17 protein-coding genes are annotated in these 14,601 nt (G+C 69.7%); 8 read left to right on the top strand and 9 right to left on the bottom strand.

Annotated elements, in window-relative coordinates:
* From QM638_RS08030 to moeZ, 5 genes are all read right to left on the bottom strand, one after another.
* Positions 1-371, bottom strand: a 371-nt coding sequence (locus QM638_RS08030) for a hypothetical protein (RefSeq protein ID WP_415141437.1), incomplete at its 3' end; no start/stop codon positions are given.
* 154 nt (positions 372-525) lie between these two features.
* Positions 526-1,194, bottom strand: a complete 669-nt coding sequence (locus QM638_RS08025) for a lysophospholipid acyltransferase family protein (RefSeq protein ID WP_415141436.1) — start codon at positions 1,192-1,194, stop codon at positions 526-528.
* A 112-nt stretch (positions 1,195-1,306) separates the two neighbouring features.
* Positions 1,307-1,618, bottom strand: a complete 312-nt coding sequence (locus QM638_RS08020) for an MGMT family protein (RefSeq protein WP_415141435.1) — start codon at positions 1,616-1,618, stop codon at positions 1,307-1,309.
* Positions 1,619-1,638: 20 nt separating this feature from the next.
* Complete coding sequence (locus QM638_RS08015; RefSeq protein ID WP_415141434.1) at positions 1,639-2,463, bottom strand: hypothetical protein; 825 nt, start codon at positions 2,461-2,463, stop codon at positions 1,639-1,641.
* 327 nt (positions 2,464-2,790) lie between these two features.
* Positions 2,791-4,005, bottom strand: a complete 1,215-nt coding sequence (moeZ, locus tag QM638_RS08010) for an adenylyltransferase/sulfurtransferase MoeZ (RefSeq protein ID WP_415141433.1) — start codon at positions 4,003-4,005, stop codon at positions 2,791-2,793.
* A gap of 156 nt (positions 4,006-4,161) precedes the next feature.
* Between moeZ and QM638_RS08005 the strand changes: the two genes are divergently transcribed.
* The 6 genes from QM638_RS08005 (at position 4,162) to QM638_RS07980 (ending at position 7,942) form a co-directional block, all read left to right on the top strand.
* Entirely contained in the window at positions 4,162-4,818 is a 657-nt protein-coding gene (locus QM638_RS08005; protein ID WP_415141432.1) for a TetR/AcrR family transcriptional regulator, read from the top strand.
* A 103-nt stretch (positions 4,819-4,921) separates the two neighbouring features.
* A complete protein-coding gene (locus QM638_RS08000) occupies positions 4,922-5,143 on the top strand; it encodes a DUF3107 domain-containing protein (RefSeq protein WP_415141431.1) in 222 nt (73 codons plus the stop codon).
* 183 nt (positions 5,144-5,326) lie between these two features.
* Positions 5,327-5,641: a GlsB/YeaQ/YmgE family stress response membrane protein gene (locus tag QM638_RS07995; protein WP_415141430.1), complete on the top strand. Its 315-nt coding sequence runs from the start codon at positions 5,327-5,329 to the stop codon at positions 5,639-5,641.
* A 647-nt stretch (positions 5,642-6,288) separates the two neighbouring features.
* Positions 6,289-6,558, top strand: coding sequence for a carboxymuconolactone decarboxylase family protein (locus QM638_RS07990; RefSeq protein WP_415141429.1), 270 nt, complete (start codon positions 6,289-6,291; stop codon positions 6,556-6,558).
* A 77-nt stretch (positions 6,559-6,635) separates the two neighbouring features.
* Positions 6,636-7,088: a cupin domain-containing protein gene (locus QM638_RS07985; RefSeq protein WP_415141428.1), complete on the top strand. Its 453-nt coding sequence runs from the start codon at positions 6,636-6,638 to the stop codon at positions 7,086-7,088.
* Positions 7,085-7,942 carry an aldo/keto reductase gene (locus tag QM638_RS07980; protein ID WP_415141427.1) on the top strand — a complete coding sequence of 286 codons (858 nt, stop codon included), beginning with the start codon at positions 7,085-7,087 and terminating at the stop codon, positions 7,940-7,942. The genes QM638_RS07985 and QM638_RS07980 overlap by 4 nt, the downstream gene beginning before the upstream one ends.
* Before the next feature lie 475 nt (positions 7,943-8,417).
* Here QM638_RS07980 and QM638_RS07975 read toward each other — a convergent pair whose 3' ends face one another.
* Positions 8,418-9,107 (bottom strand): ferritin-like fold-containing protein, encoded by a 690-nt coding sequence (locus tag QM638_RS07975; protein WP_415141426.1) that lies wholly within the window; start codon positions 9,105-9,107, stop codon positions 8,418-8,420.
* Positions 9,108-9,261: 154 nt separating this feature from the next.
* Here QM638_RS07975 and QM638_RS07970 point away from each other — a divergent pair, with 154 nt between their 5' ends.
* On the top strand, positions 9,262-10,743 hold the full coding sequence (locus QM638_RS07970; protein WP_415141425.1) for a DEAD/DEAH box helicase: 1,482 nt from the start codon (positions 9,262-9,264) through the stop codon (positions 10,741-10,743).
* Between the two features lie 306 nt (positions 10,744-11,049).
* On the opposite strand, the gene QM638_RS07965 is transcribed toward QM638_RS07970, so the two are convergent.
* Both QM638_RS07965 and QM638_RS07960 read right to left on the bottom strand, forming a co-directional pair.
* Complete coding sequence (locus QM638_RS07965; protein WP_415141424.1) at positions 11,050-11,781, bottom strand: L,D-transpeptidase; 732 nt, start codon at positions 11,779-11,781, stop codon at positions 11,050-11,052.
* Complete coding sequence (locus tag QM638_RS07960; protein WP_415141423.1) at positions 11,778-12,620, bottom strand: ParA family protein; 843 nt, start codon at positions 12,618-12,620, stop codon at positions 11,778-11,780. The genes QM638_RS07965 and QM638_RS07960 overlap by 4 nt, the downstream gene beginning before the upstream one ends.
* Positions 12,621-12,679: 59 nt before the next feature.
* Here QM638_RS07960 and QM638_RS07955 point away from each other — a divergent pair, with 59 nt between their 5' ends.
* Positions 12,680-13,528, top strand: coding sequence for an SDR family NAD(P)-dependent oxidoreductase (locus QM638_RS07955; protein ID WP_415141422.1), 849 nt, complete (start codon positions 12,680-12,682; stop codon positions 13,526-13,528).
* A 57-nt stretch (positions 13,529-13,585) separates the two neighbouring features.
* Here the strand turns inward: QM638_RS07955 and QM638_RS07950 are convergent, their stop codons facing one another.
* On the bottom strand, positions 13,586-14,563 hold the full coding sequence (locus QM638_RS07950; protein WP_415141421.1) for a TauD/TfdA dioxygenase family protein: 978 nt from the start codon (positions 14,561-14,563) through the stop codon (positions 13,586-13,588).
* Positions 14,564-14,601: the final 38 nt, after the last annotated feature.

Here is a 14,601-nt window from a genome sequence, read left to right as displayed (position 1 = left end):
TCACCGGCCCACTGGTCGGTGAGCGCGACCTCCACGTCGTCCCACAGGGTGGACCAGTCGAACCTGGTCTCCCAGGTCGAGCCGAACTCGTGCGCCTTGACGTGCGCCAGCAGCACCTCGAGCCGGCGGGCGCGCGCCAGGTAGTCGTGCACCAACTCCGGCCCGCCGTCGAGCTCGCGCGCCGCCGGCAGCAGTACGGCGTCGACCGCATGCAGGTGCCGGCTGGTCCGGGAGAGGAACCCGTCGATGGACGGGCAGCCGCGGGAGCTCTGCTCCGGACGGGCGCTGACCGCACGGGCGGCGCTCAGGGCACCGCACAGACGGTCGTGGGTGAGCTGCAGATCGTCGTACAGCGTGGTCGTCGTGGCCATCGCGATCACCTCGGCACGGAATTGCCACGGCCCACCCCACCGTGAGGCGGGTCACCTCCATCGTCCGTCGTCTCGGTCGCGGACACAAGGGACAGCACCGGCCGTACGGCGGAGACCCGGCCGGTGTCGATCGCGTCGGGGCGCCGACGAGCGCTCAGGCGGTCGCCGGGCGCTCGTTGTAGGCCCCGGCGAACTCCTGCCCGCTGAGGCCGGCGATCGCCGTCATGATCTCGTCGGTGAGCATCCGCCGGGCCCGCCCCAACGCGGTCCCGTCGAAGCGATCGCCGATCTCGATCGGCTCGCCGAAGGCGACCGACACCTTCGCCAGCCTCGGCAGGCTGCTGCCCACCGGCTGGATCCTCTCGGTGCCGATCAACCCGACCGGGACCACCGGCACGCCGGCCGTCAGGGCGAGATGGGCCACCCCCGTGCGGCCCCGATACAGCCTGCCGTCCCGGGAGCGGGTGCCCTCGGGGTAGATCCCGAACGCCTCACCCCGGCGCAGCACCTCCAGCGCCACCTCCAGCGAGCCGAGCGCCGCCTGCGGGTCGTCCCGGTCCACCGGCAACATGCCGAGGCCCTCGAACCAGGCCCGCTGCAACGCGCCCTTGACGCCGGTGCCGGTGAAGTAGTCGGACTTGGCCAGGAAGTGCACCGGTCGCGGCGCGGTCGACGGGATCACCACCGAGTCGGCAAAGCTGAGATGGTTGCTGGCCAGGATCACCCCACCGGTGCGCGGCACGTTCTCCCGCCCGGTCACCGTGGGCCGCCACGCGGCCCGGAGCAGTGGCGGGATCGCCGTGTGCAGGACTCGGTAGATCACCTGCTCATTGTGTCCTGCCGGGCGATCCGGTGCACCGCCCGGTCCACGCTGCGTCCGCCTCGGTCAGCCTCCGTCACCCGGGTCACCCGGGTCACCCTGGGTCACCCTGGCCTCAGCTGGTCGGCACCCACAGCGCGGCGCGCAGGTCCACCGCTCCCGAGGGGCGCAGCGGCGTGCCCTCCTCCAGGTAGGCCTGTCGGGCCTCGTCCCCGTGCGAGGGCGGCAGCGACCCGTCGGCGCGTACGACGCGCCACCACGGCACCCCGCCGCCGTACCGCGCCATCACCGACCCGACCTGCCGCGGGCCGCCGCCGAAGTCGTCGAAGAGCGCGTCGGCGATGGCACCGTAGGTGGTCGCGCGGCCGCGCGGGATCCGCTCGACGATGACGAGCACCGCCTCGACGTACTCCGCTGACCCGGCCACGGGTCAGTCCTATCGCACCGCTACACCCCGGGGTCGAACGGCTCGGTGCCCTTGACCAGTCGCAGGCCCGCGATCCCGGAGTGCTTCTGCGCCCAGCCGAGCTCCTTGCTCAGGTCGCCGATGTTGTTCGAGGCCGGCAGCGGCGCCAGTCCCAGGGTGGAGAGCACACCGATCGCCTTGCCGTCCGCGGAGAGGAAGCCGGACCCGGAGTCGCCGGGGATGCCCGGCGTGACGGTGTAGAGCGGGTGCGACCAACCGCCGTCGGCGGAGTCGTCGCCGAGGCTGATCCCGGTGTGCGGGGAGAGTGCCGAGATGCCCGCGCGCAGGCTGGAGTTCCCGTAGGTCCAGACCCGGTCGCCCGCCGCGGTGCCGTCGGTGTCGATCCCGGTCGGGCCTCCCCAGAACGGGACGCTGGGATTGACCAGCTTCTTCTCCGCTGCGGCGACCTTGACCAGCGCCAGGTCGTTGTAGGCGCAGACGTTGGCGTTGCTGGTGCCCAGCTTCTGCATCCGCAGCCAGGAGGAGTAGACCAACGTGCCGTGTCCGACCACGGTGCCCTCGTCGACCAGGCTCCCGCCGGAGTTGAAGGTGACCTTGGTGCCCAGCGGCAGGGACTCGGTGGAGCAGCCGTTGGTGTCGGTCGACTCACCCAGGCCCGCGCAATGGGCCGCGTAGCCCACGTAGACGTTGCCGGCGGAGTCGGTGTAGACGAAGTTCGCGGTGCACTGGGCGCCGTCGGTGTACATCATCACGCCGGGATGGATCGTGGCGCTCGAGGCCGACGCCCAGGTGGCGGCGCCGGCCGGGGCGGTCAGGCCACCGGCCAGCACGACCAGTGACGTCACCAGAGCCACCGCGAGTGCCGCGGCGCCCGTGCGGAGGAGGACGGCGAGCTTCGACCGAGGGTGGGAGCGAGGTGCCATGGGTTGCCCTTCGTCGACGATGTGACGGAAGGAAAACGAGGCAGACCGCTCTCGGGTTACTGGCGAGTCACCGACGTTCCGGGCACGGGGCGCCGGCGCGTTCGTCAAGGTATGCAGCCGAACTGGCACTTCCCCGGTGGAATTCCACACGGGAAGCGGGCACTCGCCTACATCCCTTGACGACCGTCCCCGGGGCCCGGCGGGCACACTGCGGCTGTGCACCCGTCGTGGGCGCCCGGGTCGCCGGGATCAGTACGACGGCTGGGACGGATCGATCTGGTTGACCCAGGCCACCACGCCGCCGCCGACATGGACCGCGTCGGCGTAGCCGGCGCCCTTGGCGATCGCCAGCGCCTCGGCCGAGCGGACCCCGCTCTTGCAGTGCAGCACGAGCTGCTTGGCACCGCCCCCGGTCAGGGTGCCCAGCTCCTCGAAGGCGTTGCCGTTGAGGAACTCGCCCTTCGGGATCAGCACCGACCCGGGGATGGAGTTGATCTCGTACTCGTTCGGCTCGCGGACGTCGACCAGGACGAACTCCCGGCTGCCCTCCTCGCGCTCCTTGAGCATGTGCTCGAGCTCGGTCACCGAGATGGTGGAGCCCACCGCCGCGTCCGCCGCCTCCGTGGAGAGCGCACCGCAGAAGCTGTCGTAGTCGATCAGGCCGGTGACGGTGGGGTGCTCGCCGCACAGCGCGCAGTTCGGGTCCTTGCGGACCTTCAGCTTGCGGTACTCCATCTCCAGGGCGTCATAGATCATCAGCTTGCCGACCAACGGCTCGCCGATCCCGGTCAGCAGCTTGATCGCCTCGTTGACCTGGATCGAGCCGATCGAGGCGCACAGCACGCCGAGCACGCCGCCCTCGGCACACGACGGCACCATCCCCGGCGGCGGGGGCTCGGGGTAGAGGCAGCGGTAGCAGGGGGCGTCCTCGACCAGCGTCGGCGCGAACACCGAGGCCTGGCCGTCGAAGCGATAGATCGAGCCCCACACGTACGGGATGCCCAGGAAGTACGCCGCGTCGTTGACCATGTAACGGGTCGCGAAGTTGTCGGTGCCGTCCACGATCAGGTCGTAGCCGGTGAAGATCCGCTCCACGTTGTCGTTGTCGAGCCGCTCGTTGTGCAGCACCACCTCGACGTACGGGTTGACCTCGGCGATCGCCGCCTTGGCCGAGGTGGCCTTGGGCTGTCCGATGGTGGACTGCTTGTGGATGACCTGACGCTGCAGGTTCGACTCGTCGACCTCGTCGAACTCCACGATGCCGAGCGTGCCGACGCCGGCCGCGGCCAGGTAGAGCAGCGCCGGGCTGCCGAGGCCGCCGGCGCCGATGACCAGCACCTTGGCGTTCTTGAGCCGCTTCTGCCCGGCCATCCCGACGTCGGGGATGATCAGGTGACGGCTGTAACGGCGCACCTCGTCGACGGTGAGCTCGTCGGCGGGCTCCACGAGCGGTGGAAGGGACACTGCTGCTCCTCGGTTCGGACGGTGCGTGACGCCAGTACCAACACCGGGCCACCACCCCATGTTCCCTCGCCGCGCGAAACGCGCCGGCACCGTCCCGCGATCCGGAAGGAATGCCGGCCGGGCGGCATCCGGCCGGGGCCACAGTAGGCTTGCCTCGTGACTACCGAGCAGTACGACGTCGAGGTCGCTCGCCCGCGTGGCGCGCGCCTGCCACGGGTGGAACGCCGGGCCCAGCTTCTGGACTCCGCCCTGGAGGTCTTCGTGGCCCAGGGCTACCACGCCGCGGCGATGGATGACATCGCCGACCGCGCCGGCGTCTCCAAGCCCGTCCTCTACCAGCACTTCCCGGGGAAGCTGGAGCTCTATCTGGCGCTGCTCGCCGACTCCTGCACCTCCATCACCGACAAGTGCCGGACGGCGTTGGAGTCGACCGACGACAACAAGGAGCGAGTGGCGCGCACCGTCGCCGCGTTCTACGAGTACGTCGCCAGCGAGTCCGGCGCCTTCCGGCTGGTCTTCGAGTCCGACCTGACCAACGAGCCGGCGGTACGCGAGATGGTCGACAAGGTCACCTACGACTGCGCCGAGATGATCGCGGTGGTGATCGGGGACGACACCGGCCTGCCGGAGAAGGCCTCACGACTGCTCGCGGTGTCGCTGGTCGGCATGGCCCAGGTCAGCTCCCGGTTCTGGCTGGAGGAGGATGGCGACCTGGCCCAGGCCGAGGCGGTGGCACTGGTCGCCGGGCTCGCCTGGCGCGGGATCCGTGGCTACCCCAAGGCGGACGAGGGCAAGCCCGAGCAGCCCGAGTAGGGCAGGCAGGACCAGCCGGGTGGGACTCCCGCTCATCCGGGAACACCCGTGACCCATTCATGACCCAACTCATGACTTGTTCATGACTCAGCAAGGAGGACCCGTGGAGGTCAAGATCGGCATCCAGCAGGCGGCACGCGAGCTGGTCGTGGAGACCGACGAGAGCGCCGAGGTCGTCGAGCGGCTGGTCGCCGACGCGGTCGGCGGTGGCGAGCTGCTGGCACTCAGCGACAGCAAGGGCCGCAAGGTCGTCGTACCGGCCGCGAAGATCGCCTACGTCGAGATCGGTCCGCGCACCATCGGAAAGGTCGGCTTCGGCGGCTGAGCCCCGGCGACGGACACGCCCGTGCGCGGTCCACCGGCATGGCCACGCGGCGTTCACGGCCCGTCCCGCGAAACGCGGGGCGGGCCGTGTCGATCCAGATCCGTGCATTTGCCCGCGCGGCGGTGGAAGATCGGGTGACGGCGGCCCGCCCTGGCGCCACCGACGACAGAAGGGAAACCGGCCATGCTGTGGACGATCATCGTCACTCTCGTCGGGGGTGTGATCATCGGCTCCCTCGGAAAACTCCTCGCTCCCAAGGGACGCGACAACATCCCGTTCTGGCTGACCATCGTGTGCGGCATCGTCGGCATGATCGTCGGCAGCCTGCTCTACTACGCCATCTTCGGGGTGGCCTCCAATGTCAAGGGCCTGAACGGGTACGGCTGGGACAACACCACCAAGGGCATCGACTGGTGGCGGCACGTGTGGCAGGTCGTCGTCGCCGCGCTCGCGGTGATGGCCGCCTCGGTCCTCACCGGTCGCGACCGACAGCTCTGAGGAACCGCCGGCTATCCGTTGGGTGAGCCCGTCTCCGTGCTCACCCAACGGATCCGGGTGCCCTCTCGGTCAGTGGGTTCGACCGGGTTCTTCATCACTCCGAGCTCTGACCGGGCATGCAGGGGTTCGTAGCCCTGAGGGAGGTTGAGTCCGTACCCCCGCCGACTCGACCTGTCACGCTCGCGTGAGCCGCGCTTTTCTTGGCGACATGGCCACCTCTGTTCCTGCTCGGAACCCTGCTTCGGGTGCTGCGTCCTCGGCGGCCGCGCGGGTCGACGTGCCGTGGACCGTGGGACCCCGCCGCCTGACGTCGGCAGCCGCGTTGTGGGGGTTCTTCGTGGTCTGGATGCGGTGGTCGTCATGTGACGGTGCCGACGGTCCGGGCCGGTGGACGCCGCCCACCGGGCCACGCACGCCCGCCGCGGCACCACCTACCTGCGGTCGACGCTCACCGACCGGGCCGTGGCCGCTACGTGCGCCCCGAACCCTGAGCCGCGCGCCCCGAGCCGCGCGGACCCCTCGAACCAAAGAACCCATCTGATCGAGAGGGCACCGCTGATGACCGATACCGAGGACCACCAGAACCAGCAGAACGAGCAGAGCCCCGGCTGGACCGCTGGACAGAACGCCTTCGGTTCGCACCCGGCATGGTGCACTACACCGACAGGGTCCTCTTCGACGAGGTCTGGGAGCGCGAGGGCCTGTCCAAGCGCGACCGCAGCCTGGTCACGATCTCCGCGCTGACCGCGCTCGGGAAGACGGACCAGTTGAAGTTCCACCTCTCCTTCGCCAGGCGCAACGGCGTCACCGACGAGGAGTTGACGGAGGCCCTCTTACAGCTCGCCTTCTACTCGGGTTGGCCCAACGGCATGAGCGCGACCACGGTGCTCAAGAACATCATCGAGAACGACGCCTGAGCCGATGCCCCCGTCGGGGCGAAGGACCAGCGACGCACCGACCACAAGATCGCCAACCGCGAGAACAGGGATCAGACATGAGCGTCAACGACTTCGACCAGATCTTCCCGCTCGGGGAGAAGAACGACGCCTACGCGCGGTACTTCATCGGCCAGAGCTACCAGGCGCCGCTGGCCTCCGGCAGCGTTCCGGTCAGCAACATCACCTTCGAGCCCGGCTGCCGCAACAACTGGCACATCCACCACGGCACCAACGGCAGCGGCGACCAGATCCTACTGTGCACAGCAGGATCTGGCTGGTATCAGGCCGAGGGCCAGGATCCGGTCAGCATGGAGCCGGGGACCGTGATCCGCATTCCGGCCGGCACGAAGCACTGGCACGGTGCCAAGGCCGATTCGTGGTTCAGCCACGTCGCCTTCATCACCCCGGGCGAGGACGTCAGCAACGAATGGCTCGAGCCGGTCACCGACGAGGACTATGCCAAGCTCCCGAAGAACTCGGCGAGCTCCGAGAACGGAGAGAGCGCATGACCATCCTGAACGAGACCTACACCCTGTCCAACGGCGCCGAGATCCCCAAGCTGGGACTGGGCACCTGGTTCATCGAGGACGACGAGGCCGCGACGGCCGTCCGTGCCGCGATCGAGATCGGCTACCGCAACATCGACACCGCGCAGGCCTACGGCAACGAAGGAGGTGTCGGCGAGGGCGTCCGTACCAGCGGTGTTCCCCGCGAGGAACTGTTCGTCTCCACCAAGCTCGCCGCGGAGATCAAGGACTACGACGCCGCTCGCGCCGCGATCGATGAGTCCCGGCAGACCATGGGCCTGGACTACGTCGACCTCATGCTCATCCACGCACCGCAGCCGTGGGATGACTTCCGTGGCGGCGACTACGCCGATGGCAACCGGGCCGCATGGCGAGCGCTCGAGGAGGCGCATCAGGCAGGCAAGATCCGCTCGATCGGTGTCTCCAACTTCCTTCCCGCCGACCTGGACAACATCCTGCAGAACAGCACCATCGCGCCGCACGTGAACCAGATCCTGGTCCACGCCGGGAACACGCCGAGCGAGCTCATCGGCTACTGCCAGAGCAAGGGCATCCTCGTGGAGGCCTACTCGCCCATCGCCCACGGCGAGATCCTGGGGAACGCCGAGCTTGCGACGATCGCCGAGAGATATGCAGTGTCGGTCCCGCAGCTGTGCATCCGGTACACGCTCCAGCTCGGCACCGTCTCGCTGCCCAAGACCGCGAACGCCGACCACATGCGCACCAACGCGCAGGTCGACTTCACCATCTCGGACGAGGACATGAACGCCCTGCGGAGTCTGGATGAGCGGGACTACGGCGACTCGACCGCATTCCCCGTCTACAGCGGCAAGTAGCGGCGTGCGGGGACAGACACCGTCCCGACACTGACGCAGGCCGTGTTCCTACCGGCACGCATCAGCGCACACGGCCGATTCGCCGATGTTCCCTCCCGGGATGTCGACGGCTCTCGTCCCCGGACGCGGCCCACCGGGGCTTCTACGCGTGTCGGAAGTCCTCAGCGTCGTGTCCGTGGGCTCGTCCGGTTGGATCCCGGTCGCCGGCCTTGCGGTCATCGACCCACACGACGTAGATCGCCGGCAATGTGTTGTTGTCGGCTCCGTCCCACTCCGCCAGGTCGACCGCGTGGGTCGCGCCGTTTCCTTTCACCGCCCAACCGTGCGCAGCGAAGTGGGATCAAGCCTACGGGCCGTGCCGTGGGACCGCCCGCCGGGACCGAGGTGGGGTCGAGGCCGTAGTCCTCGACCCGAAGCACGGAGGCCATGTGACCGCCACCGGAACCGCCGAGTGGATGGTGCACCTGCGTCTCGGTCAGTGGGCGAGGCCCAGCCGGGCCATCCGGTCGACGTGCCGGTGGGTGATCCGCGCCATCATGTCGCCGATCGCGGTGAAGTCCAGGCCCTGCAGATGGCCGCTGGTGATCAGGTCCGCCAGCGCGTCGCGCTGGCCGGCGACGAGCTGTGCCTGGGTGACCGCCTCCCCCATCAGCCGGCGTCCCCACAGCGCCAGCCGGCCGGCGATGGCGTAGTCGGTCTCGATCCCGGCCCGCACTCGGCCGACCACGAAGTCGGCACGGCCGGAGTCCTCGAGGGTGGAGAGCACCAGATCGCGGGTCTGGGCGTCCAGGAAGCCCGCCACCTCCCGGTAGAAGTCGTTGGCCAGGCCGTCGCCGACGTACGCCTTGATCAGGCCCTCCCACCAGTCGGATGGCGCGGTGTGGGCATGGAAGGCATCGAACGCCGCGGCGAACGGCTCCATCGCGGTGAACGGCTCCACGCCGAGCTCGCCGAGTCGCTCGATCACCGGCCGGAGCTTGGCGTGCTGGGCCGCGGCCATGCCCTGCAGCGCCACCTTGTCCTCCAGCGAGGGCGCCATCTTGCCGTCCTCGGTGAGCCGCTCGATCGCGGAGATCTCGCCGTATCCCACCGCCCCCAACAGGTCGACCACCGCCGCCCGGTAGAGGGGGTCGGTGAACGGCGCGAGCTCCGACGATGCAACCACGGCAGCACCTTAGGCGATAGACTCACCACTTGTTAGACACCCTCCGGGACGGCGCGACCGCGTCGACCAGTACGCGACGTCGTCTCGGTGCGTACGTGTATGTGCGCGGCGCAGCGCCGATACCTCCAGCTCGCCGCACGAGGAAAGCGACTGTATGCCCACCTTCCGAGACCTCGGGGTGCTCCCCGAGATCTGCGACGCGCTCGAGCGCCGTCAGATCACCACGCCGTTCGCCATCCAGGAGATGACCCTCTCGGTCGCCCTGCTCGGCACCGACCTCATCGGCCAGGCCCGTACCGGGACCGGCAAGACCCTCGCCTTCGGCATCCCGGTGCTGCAGCGCAGCGTCGCACCGAAGGATCCCGACTACGCCGAGCTGCCACCGGGCAAGCCGCAGGCGCTCATCGTGGCGCCCACCCGCGAGCTGGCCCTGCAGGTCTCCGGCGACCTCGCGATGGCCTCGGAGGACCGTGGCCTGCGGGTGCTCACCGTCTACGGCGGCGTCGGCTACGAGCAGCAGATCGAGGCGCTGGAGACCGGCGTCGACATCGTGGTCGGTACGCCGGGCCGGCTGATCGACCTGGCCAACCGCAAGGTCCTCGACATCTCCCACGTACACGCGCTGGTGCTCGACGAGGCCGACGAGATGCTCGACCTCGGCTTCCTGGAGGACATCCAGAAGCTGATCCGGCTCACCCCGGAGACCCGGCAGACGATGCTCTTCTCGGCCACCATGCCGGGGCCGATCGTGGCACTGGCCCGCACCTACATGCGGCACCCGATGAACATCCGCGCCGAGTCGTCGTACGAGAACGCGACGGTGCCGGCCACCGCGCAGTTCGTCTACCAGGCGCACGACCTGGACAAGCCGGAGATGATCGGCCGCATCCTGCAGGCCGAGGACGTCGACAAGGTCGTCGTCTTCGCCCGCACCAAGCGACAGGCGCAGCGGGTCGCCGACGACCTCGCCGACCGCGGGTTCTCCGCCTCACCGCTGCACGGCGACATGCAGCAGGCGGCCCGCGAACGGGTCATGCAGCGCTTCCGCGACGGCAAGCTGCAGGTGCTGGTGGCCACCGACGTCGCGGCTCGCGGCATCGACGTCACCGGGGTGAGCCACGTGATCAACTACACCACCCCGGATGACGAGAAGACCTACGTGCACCGGATCGGACGGACCGGCCGGGCCGGTGCCTCCGGGATCGCCGTCACGCTGGTCGACTGGGCCGACGTCCACAAGTGGAAGATGATCAACAAGGCGCTCGACCTGCCCTTCGACGAGTTGGCCGAGACCTACTCCTCCTCCGAGCACTTCCTGCATGACATGGGCATCCCGAAGGGCACCAAGGGCCGGATCAAGAAGGCGCCGGCCAGGACGGAGCGGGGCCGCGATGGCCGCGATCCGAAGCGTGACCGGAGCCGGCAGCATCACGGAGCGAGCGGCACCGACAGCACCGGTAGCACCGGCAAGGCGGCCAACGCGAGCGGTGGTGGCAGCAGCACCGAGGGGTCGACCTCCGGCGAGCGCCGCCGTCGGCGCCGGTCCCGGACGCGCACCCGTGGCGGCACGGTCGTCTCCGGAGCGGACTCCCGTACCTCCTCGGACCGGACCTCCTCGGGCTCCGCCTCGTCCTAGCGGCCGACAGACCAGCTGCCGGTGAGCCACCCCCTGCTGGTCGAGTAACGAGCGCCAGCAGCCCACTCGTCGGTCGATGAGCGAGTGCTGAGCGCCCGGATCGTCGGCTCATGTCTTCCGGTGGAACTTGAGGGTGCCGTTGGTCATGCGGGTGGTGGTGTACGTCGGGCGCTGGCACTCGCTACCCGACTGCCGTCGGTCGAGTAGCCCTCGCGAGGAACGAGCGAGGGCGTATCGAGACCACCCAGCCGCCGGCAGCAGCGGGCGTGACCAGCGGCATTCGGCCGCGATCCGGTGGCGGCTCGATCAGGCGGTGACGACGACCTTGGTGCCGACCTGAGCGAAGTCCCACATCGCCAGCGCGTCCGACTCCTTCTGCCGAATGCAGCCGTGTGACTGCGGGGTGCCGAGCTGGGCGACGGTCTGTAGCGGCTTGCCGTCCTTGACCGGGATGTCGTGGAACCCGATCGCCGCGCCGGAGTCGGTGCCGTGGGTGAACCGGACAAACCACTTCATCGTCCCGGAATCGTCCACCCCGTAGGCGCTCTGCGAGCGCGAGTAGACCGAGTAGGTGCCGGTGGGCAGGTTGTCCTCCACGCTGCCGGAGACCGGATAGGTGCGCTCCACGGTGCCGTCGGCATCGACGATCCACACCCGCTGCTGGCTCTCGGAGAAGACCGCCCGGCGACCCGACCCGGAGTCGGCCGGGACCGCTACGTCGTCGGCCTCGGAGGTCCCGGTCGAGGTCGACGTGTCGGTGCTCGTGTCGGTACCGGTCTCCGATGCCGCGGCCGAGAGGTCGCGTGAGGCCGTCCCGGCGGGATCGTCGGGCGTGGTCGCCTCCTCGCCCGGCGTGGCACTCGCCGACCCGCTCTGGGTGGCGACATCGCCGGCGGCCGGGTCGAGCGCGGTCGCGTCACCAGCGCGGTGCCACAGGCCCACGGTAGCCAGCAAGGCGATCGCGACCACCGTCGCAGCGATGGCGCTGGCCGCGATCCGACCCCACCGCGGACGGACGTCCGCGCGGTGCTTGCTCACGACCTGCGCACCTTCCTGCTCCCGGGCTGCCGACCCGATTCCTCCGACGTCGCACCCGGGTCCTCCCCCGGTTGCCTCCTCGACGATGACCGATCGACCAGGCCGATCGCAACTTCGCGATAGGCCCGGGCACCCTTGCTGGTCCGCGACGTGGCCAGGATGGAGCGGCCGGCGGCGGGTGCCTCGGCGAACTTGATCGTCTTCGGGATCGGCGGCCCGATCACCGGCAACTGGTAGGTCTCCGAGATGGTCTCCAGCACCGTGCGCGCGTGGATCGTGCGACCGTCGAACAGCGTCGGCAGCACCCCCCAGACCTCGAGCCCGGGGTTGGTGAACCGGCGTACGTCGTGCACCGTGTCGAGCAGCTGCCCGACCCCTCGATGGGAGAGGGTCTCGCACTGCAGCGGCACCAGCACGGCGTCGGCGGCGGTCAGGGCCGCGACGGTGAGCACGCCCAGCGACGGTGGACAGTCCAGCAGGATCCAGTCGTAGTCGTCGATCTCGCTCAGCACCGCCCGCAGCACCTGCTCGCGCCCGGTCCGAGTGAGCAGGTCGGTCTCGGCGCGGGCCAGGTCGATGGTGGCCGGCAGCAGGTCGACGCCGTCGTCGGTCTCGAGGATGACCTCCTCGACCGCCATGCCCTTGGTGAGCACCTGGTGGATGGAACTGTCCAGTTCCTCCGGATCGATCCCCAGCGAGAACGTCAAACACGCCTGCGGGTCCAGATCCACCAGCAGCACCGAGGCGCCGAGCTCGGCGAGCGCGGCGCCGAGCGAGGCGACCGACGTCGTCTTGGCAACGCCGCCCTTCTGGTTGGCCAGGGCGAGTGTGGTGGTCATCGATGCCATCATGCCCGACCTTCCCCGCCGGGTGCGGAAGGAGATGGCACACTCGGCCCATGTCGTCGACCGATCGGGCCGCCCGGACCGGCCCGCACCAGGATGCGGGCCCTGACCCAGACCCTGACCGGGACCCTGATCGAGACCGGCCGGGAGTCGCACTGATCACCGGCGCCACGGCCGGCATCGGACGGGCCTTCGCCACTCAGCTCGCCGCCCGCGGCCACGACCTGGTGCTGGTCGCGCGGCACCGCGGGCGGCTCGCCGAGACGGCCGCCGAGCTGACCGAGCGGTACGGCGTCGCGGTGGAGGTGCTCTCCGCCGACCTCACCGATCGGGTCGAGCTGGCCCGGGTCGAGGAGCGGGTGGCGGCGACGGAGCGTCCGGTGGAGCTGCTGGTCAACAACGCCGGGTTCGGACTGAAGAAGCGGTTCCTCGACAACTCCGTCGAGGAGGAGCAGGCGATGGTCGACATCCTCGTGGTCGCCGTGCTCCGGCTGACGCATGCCGCCCTCGGTGCGATGTCCGCCCGCGGTCGTGGCGGCGTGATCAACGTCTCCAGCGTCGCCGCGTTCCTCCCCCGCGGCACCTACTCCGCGGCGAAGGCCTGGGTCAACAGCTTCTCCCAGTGGGCGGCCGCCGAGTACCGATCCCGGGGCGTCACGGTGATGGCGTTGTGCCCCGGGTTCACCAGGACCGAGTTCCATGCCCGGATGGGCGTCTCCCGGGGCTCCGCGCCGAGCCTGCTCTGGCTCGACGTCGACCGGGTGGTCCGTGACGGGCTGGCCGACTACGACCGGCGCAGAGTGGTCTCGGTGCCCTCACCGCAGTACAAGGTCATCGCCGCCCTCGCCCACGCCATCCCGTCCCGGGTGATGCAGCGCTTCCAGTCGCTCGGCCGCAGGTAGCCGGTCCGCCGACTCGGCGTCGCGGCGCGTGCCGTTGACGCCGAGTCGGCACGGGGATCAGGCCGCCGGAGCGTCGAGGGAGGAGAAGCCCGACGCGTCGCCCTGGATGACCCGGCTGACGTCGCCGTTGATGCCGACCGGCACGTCGCCGGCGATGGTGATCCGGTGCAGCAGCCGGGCGTGCTCGTCGTAGTCGGCGACCGCATAGTGCTGGGTGGCGCGGTTGTCCCAGATCGCCACGTCGCCGGGCTGCCAGCTCCACCGCACGGTGTTCTCCAGCGCCGTGACGTGGCGCTGCAACAGCGTGTAGAGATCGTGGAAGTCGTGGCTGGAGAGTCCCGTGATCGACTGCGCGAAGTGGCCGAGCAGCAGACTCGGCTCGCCGGTCTCCGGGTGGATCCGGACCAGCGGGTGCTCGGTGAGGAAGAGCCGGTTCCGGAACTCCTCGCGGTAGCTCTCCTCCTTGACGTCGATGCCGCCGATCTGCGGACGCTCGATGGCGTAGTCGTACTGGTTGCTGTGCACCGCGCGCAGTCCGCCGACGAGCTCCTTCAGCGCCGGCGCGAGACGCTGGTAGGCACGCACCGTGTTGGCCCACACGGTGGTCCCGCCGTACGGCGGCAGGGTGATCGCACGTAGCACGCTGATCGCCGGGATCCGGTCGACGAAGGTGACGTCGGTGTGCCAGGAGTTCGCCTTGCCCCGCTCGGAGTCGATCGGCAGGACCGCGCGACCGTCGCCCTTGACGGTCGGGTGCGGCGAGGTGACCTCGCCGAGCTGGGCGGCGAAGTCGTACTGCTCCACGTCCCCGGCGTGCTGCTGATCACGCAGGAAGACGACCTTGTGGGTCAACAGCGCGTCGCGGAAGTCGGCGACCACCTGCGGGTCGAGGTCCGCGCCGATCCGGACACCGCTCACCACGGCGCCGAGACTGCCGCCGACCTTGGTCGCGACGAGGCCGGAGTCGTAGGTGGTGGTGCCGTCGGCGGACTCGGTGCGGGAGGCTGCGGCGGGACGCTGGTCGAGCTGGGTCATGACAGAAGCCTTTCGACGAAGGAGCGGTCCGATGGAGA

This window comes from Nocardioides sp. (assembly GCF_047606145.1).
GTDB lineage: Bacteria > Actinomycetota > Actinomycetes > Propionibacteriales > Nocardioidaceae > Nocardioides.
The sequence above is the reverse complement of the archived record's forward strand: the minus strand, read 5'-3'. Positions and strand labels throughout refer to the sequence as shown.

What these genes read in the sequence shown, in the direction of transcription:
- QM638_RS07995 (WP_415141430.1), top strand. Translation starts at nt 5,327, where the DNA reads ATGCTGTGGACGATCATCGTCACTCTCGTCGGGGGTGTGATCATCGGC.
- QM638_RS07990 (WP_415141429.1), top strand. Translation starts at nt 6,289, where the DNA reads ATGGTGCACTACACCGACAGGGTCCTCTTCGACGAGGTCTGGGAGCGC.
- QM638_RS07985 (WP_415141428.1), top strand. Translation starts at nt 6,636, where the DNA reads ATGAGCGTCAACGACTTCGACCAGATCTTCCCGCTCGGGGAGAAGAAC.
- QM638_RS07980 (WP_415141427.1), top strand. Translation starts at nt 7,085, where the DNA reads ATGACCATCCTGAACGAGACCTACACCCTGTCCAACGGCGCCGAGATC.
- QM638_RS07970 (WP_415141425.1), top strand. Translation starts at nt 9,262, where the DNA reads ATGCCCACCTTCCGAGACCTCGGGGTGCTCCCCGAGATCTGCGACGCG.
- QM638_RS07960 (WP_415141423.1), bottom strand. Translation starts at nt 12,620, where the DNA reads ATGACCACCACACTCGCCCTGGCCAACCAGAAGGGCGGCGTTGCCAAG.
- QM638_RS07955 (WP_415141422.1), top strand. Translation starts at nt 12,680, where the DNA reads ATGTCGTCGACCGATCGGGCCGCCCGGACCGGCCCGCACCAGGATGCG.
- QM638_RS07950 (WP_415141421.1), bottom strand. Translation starts at nt 14,563, where the DNA reads ATGACCCAGCTCGACCAGCGTCCCGCCGCAGCCTCCCGCACCGAGTCC.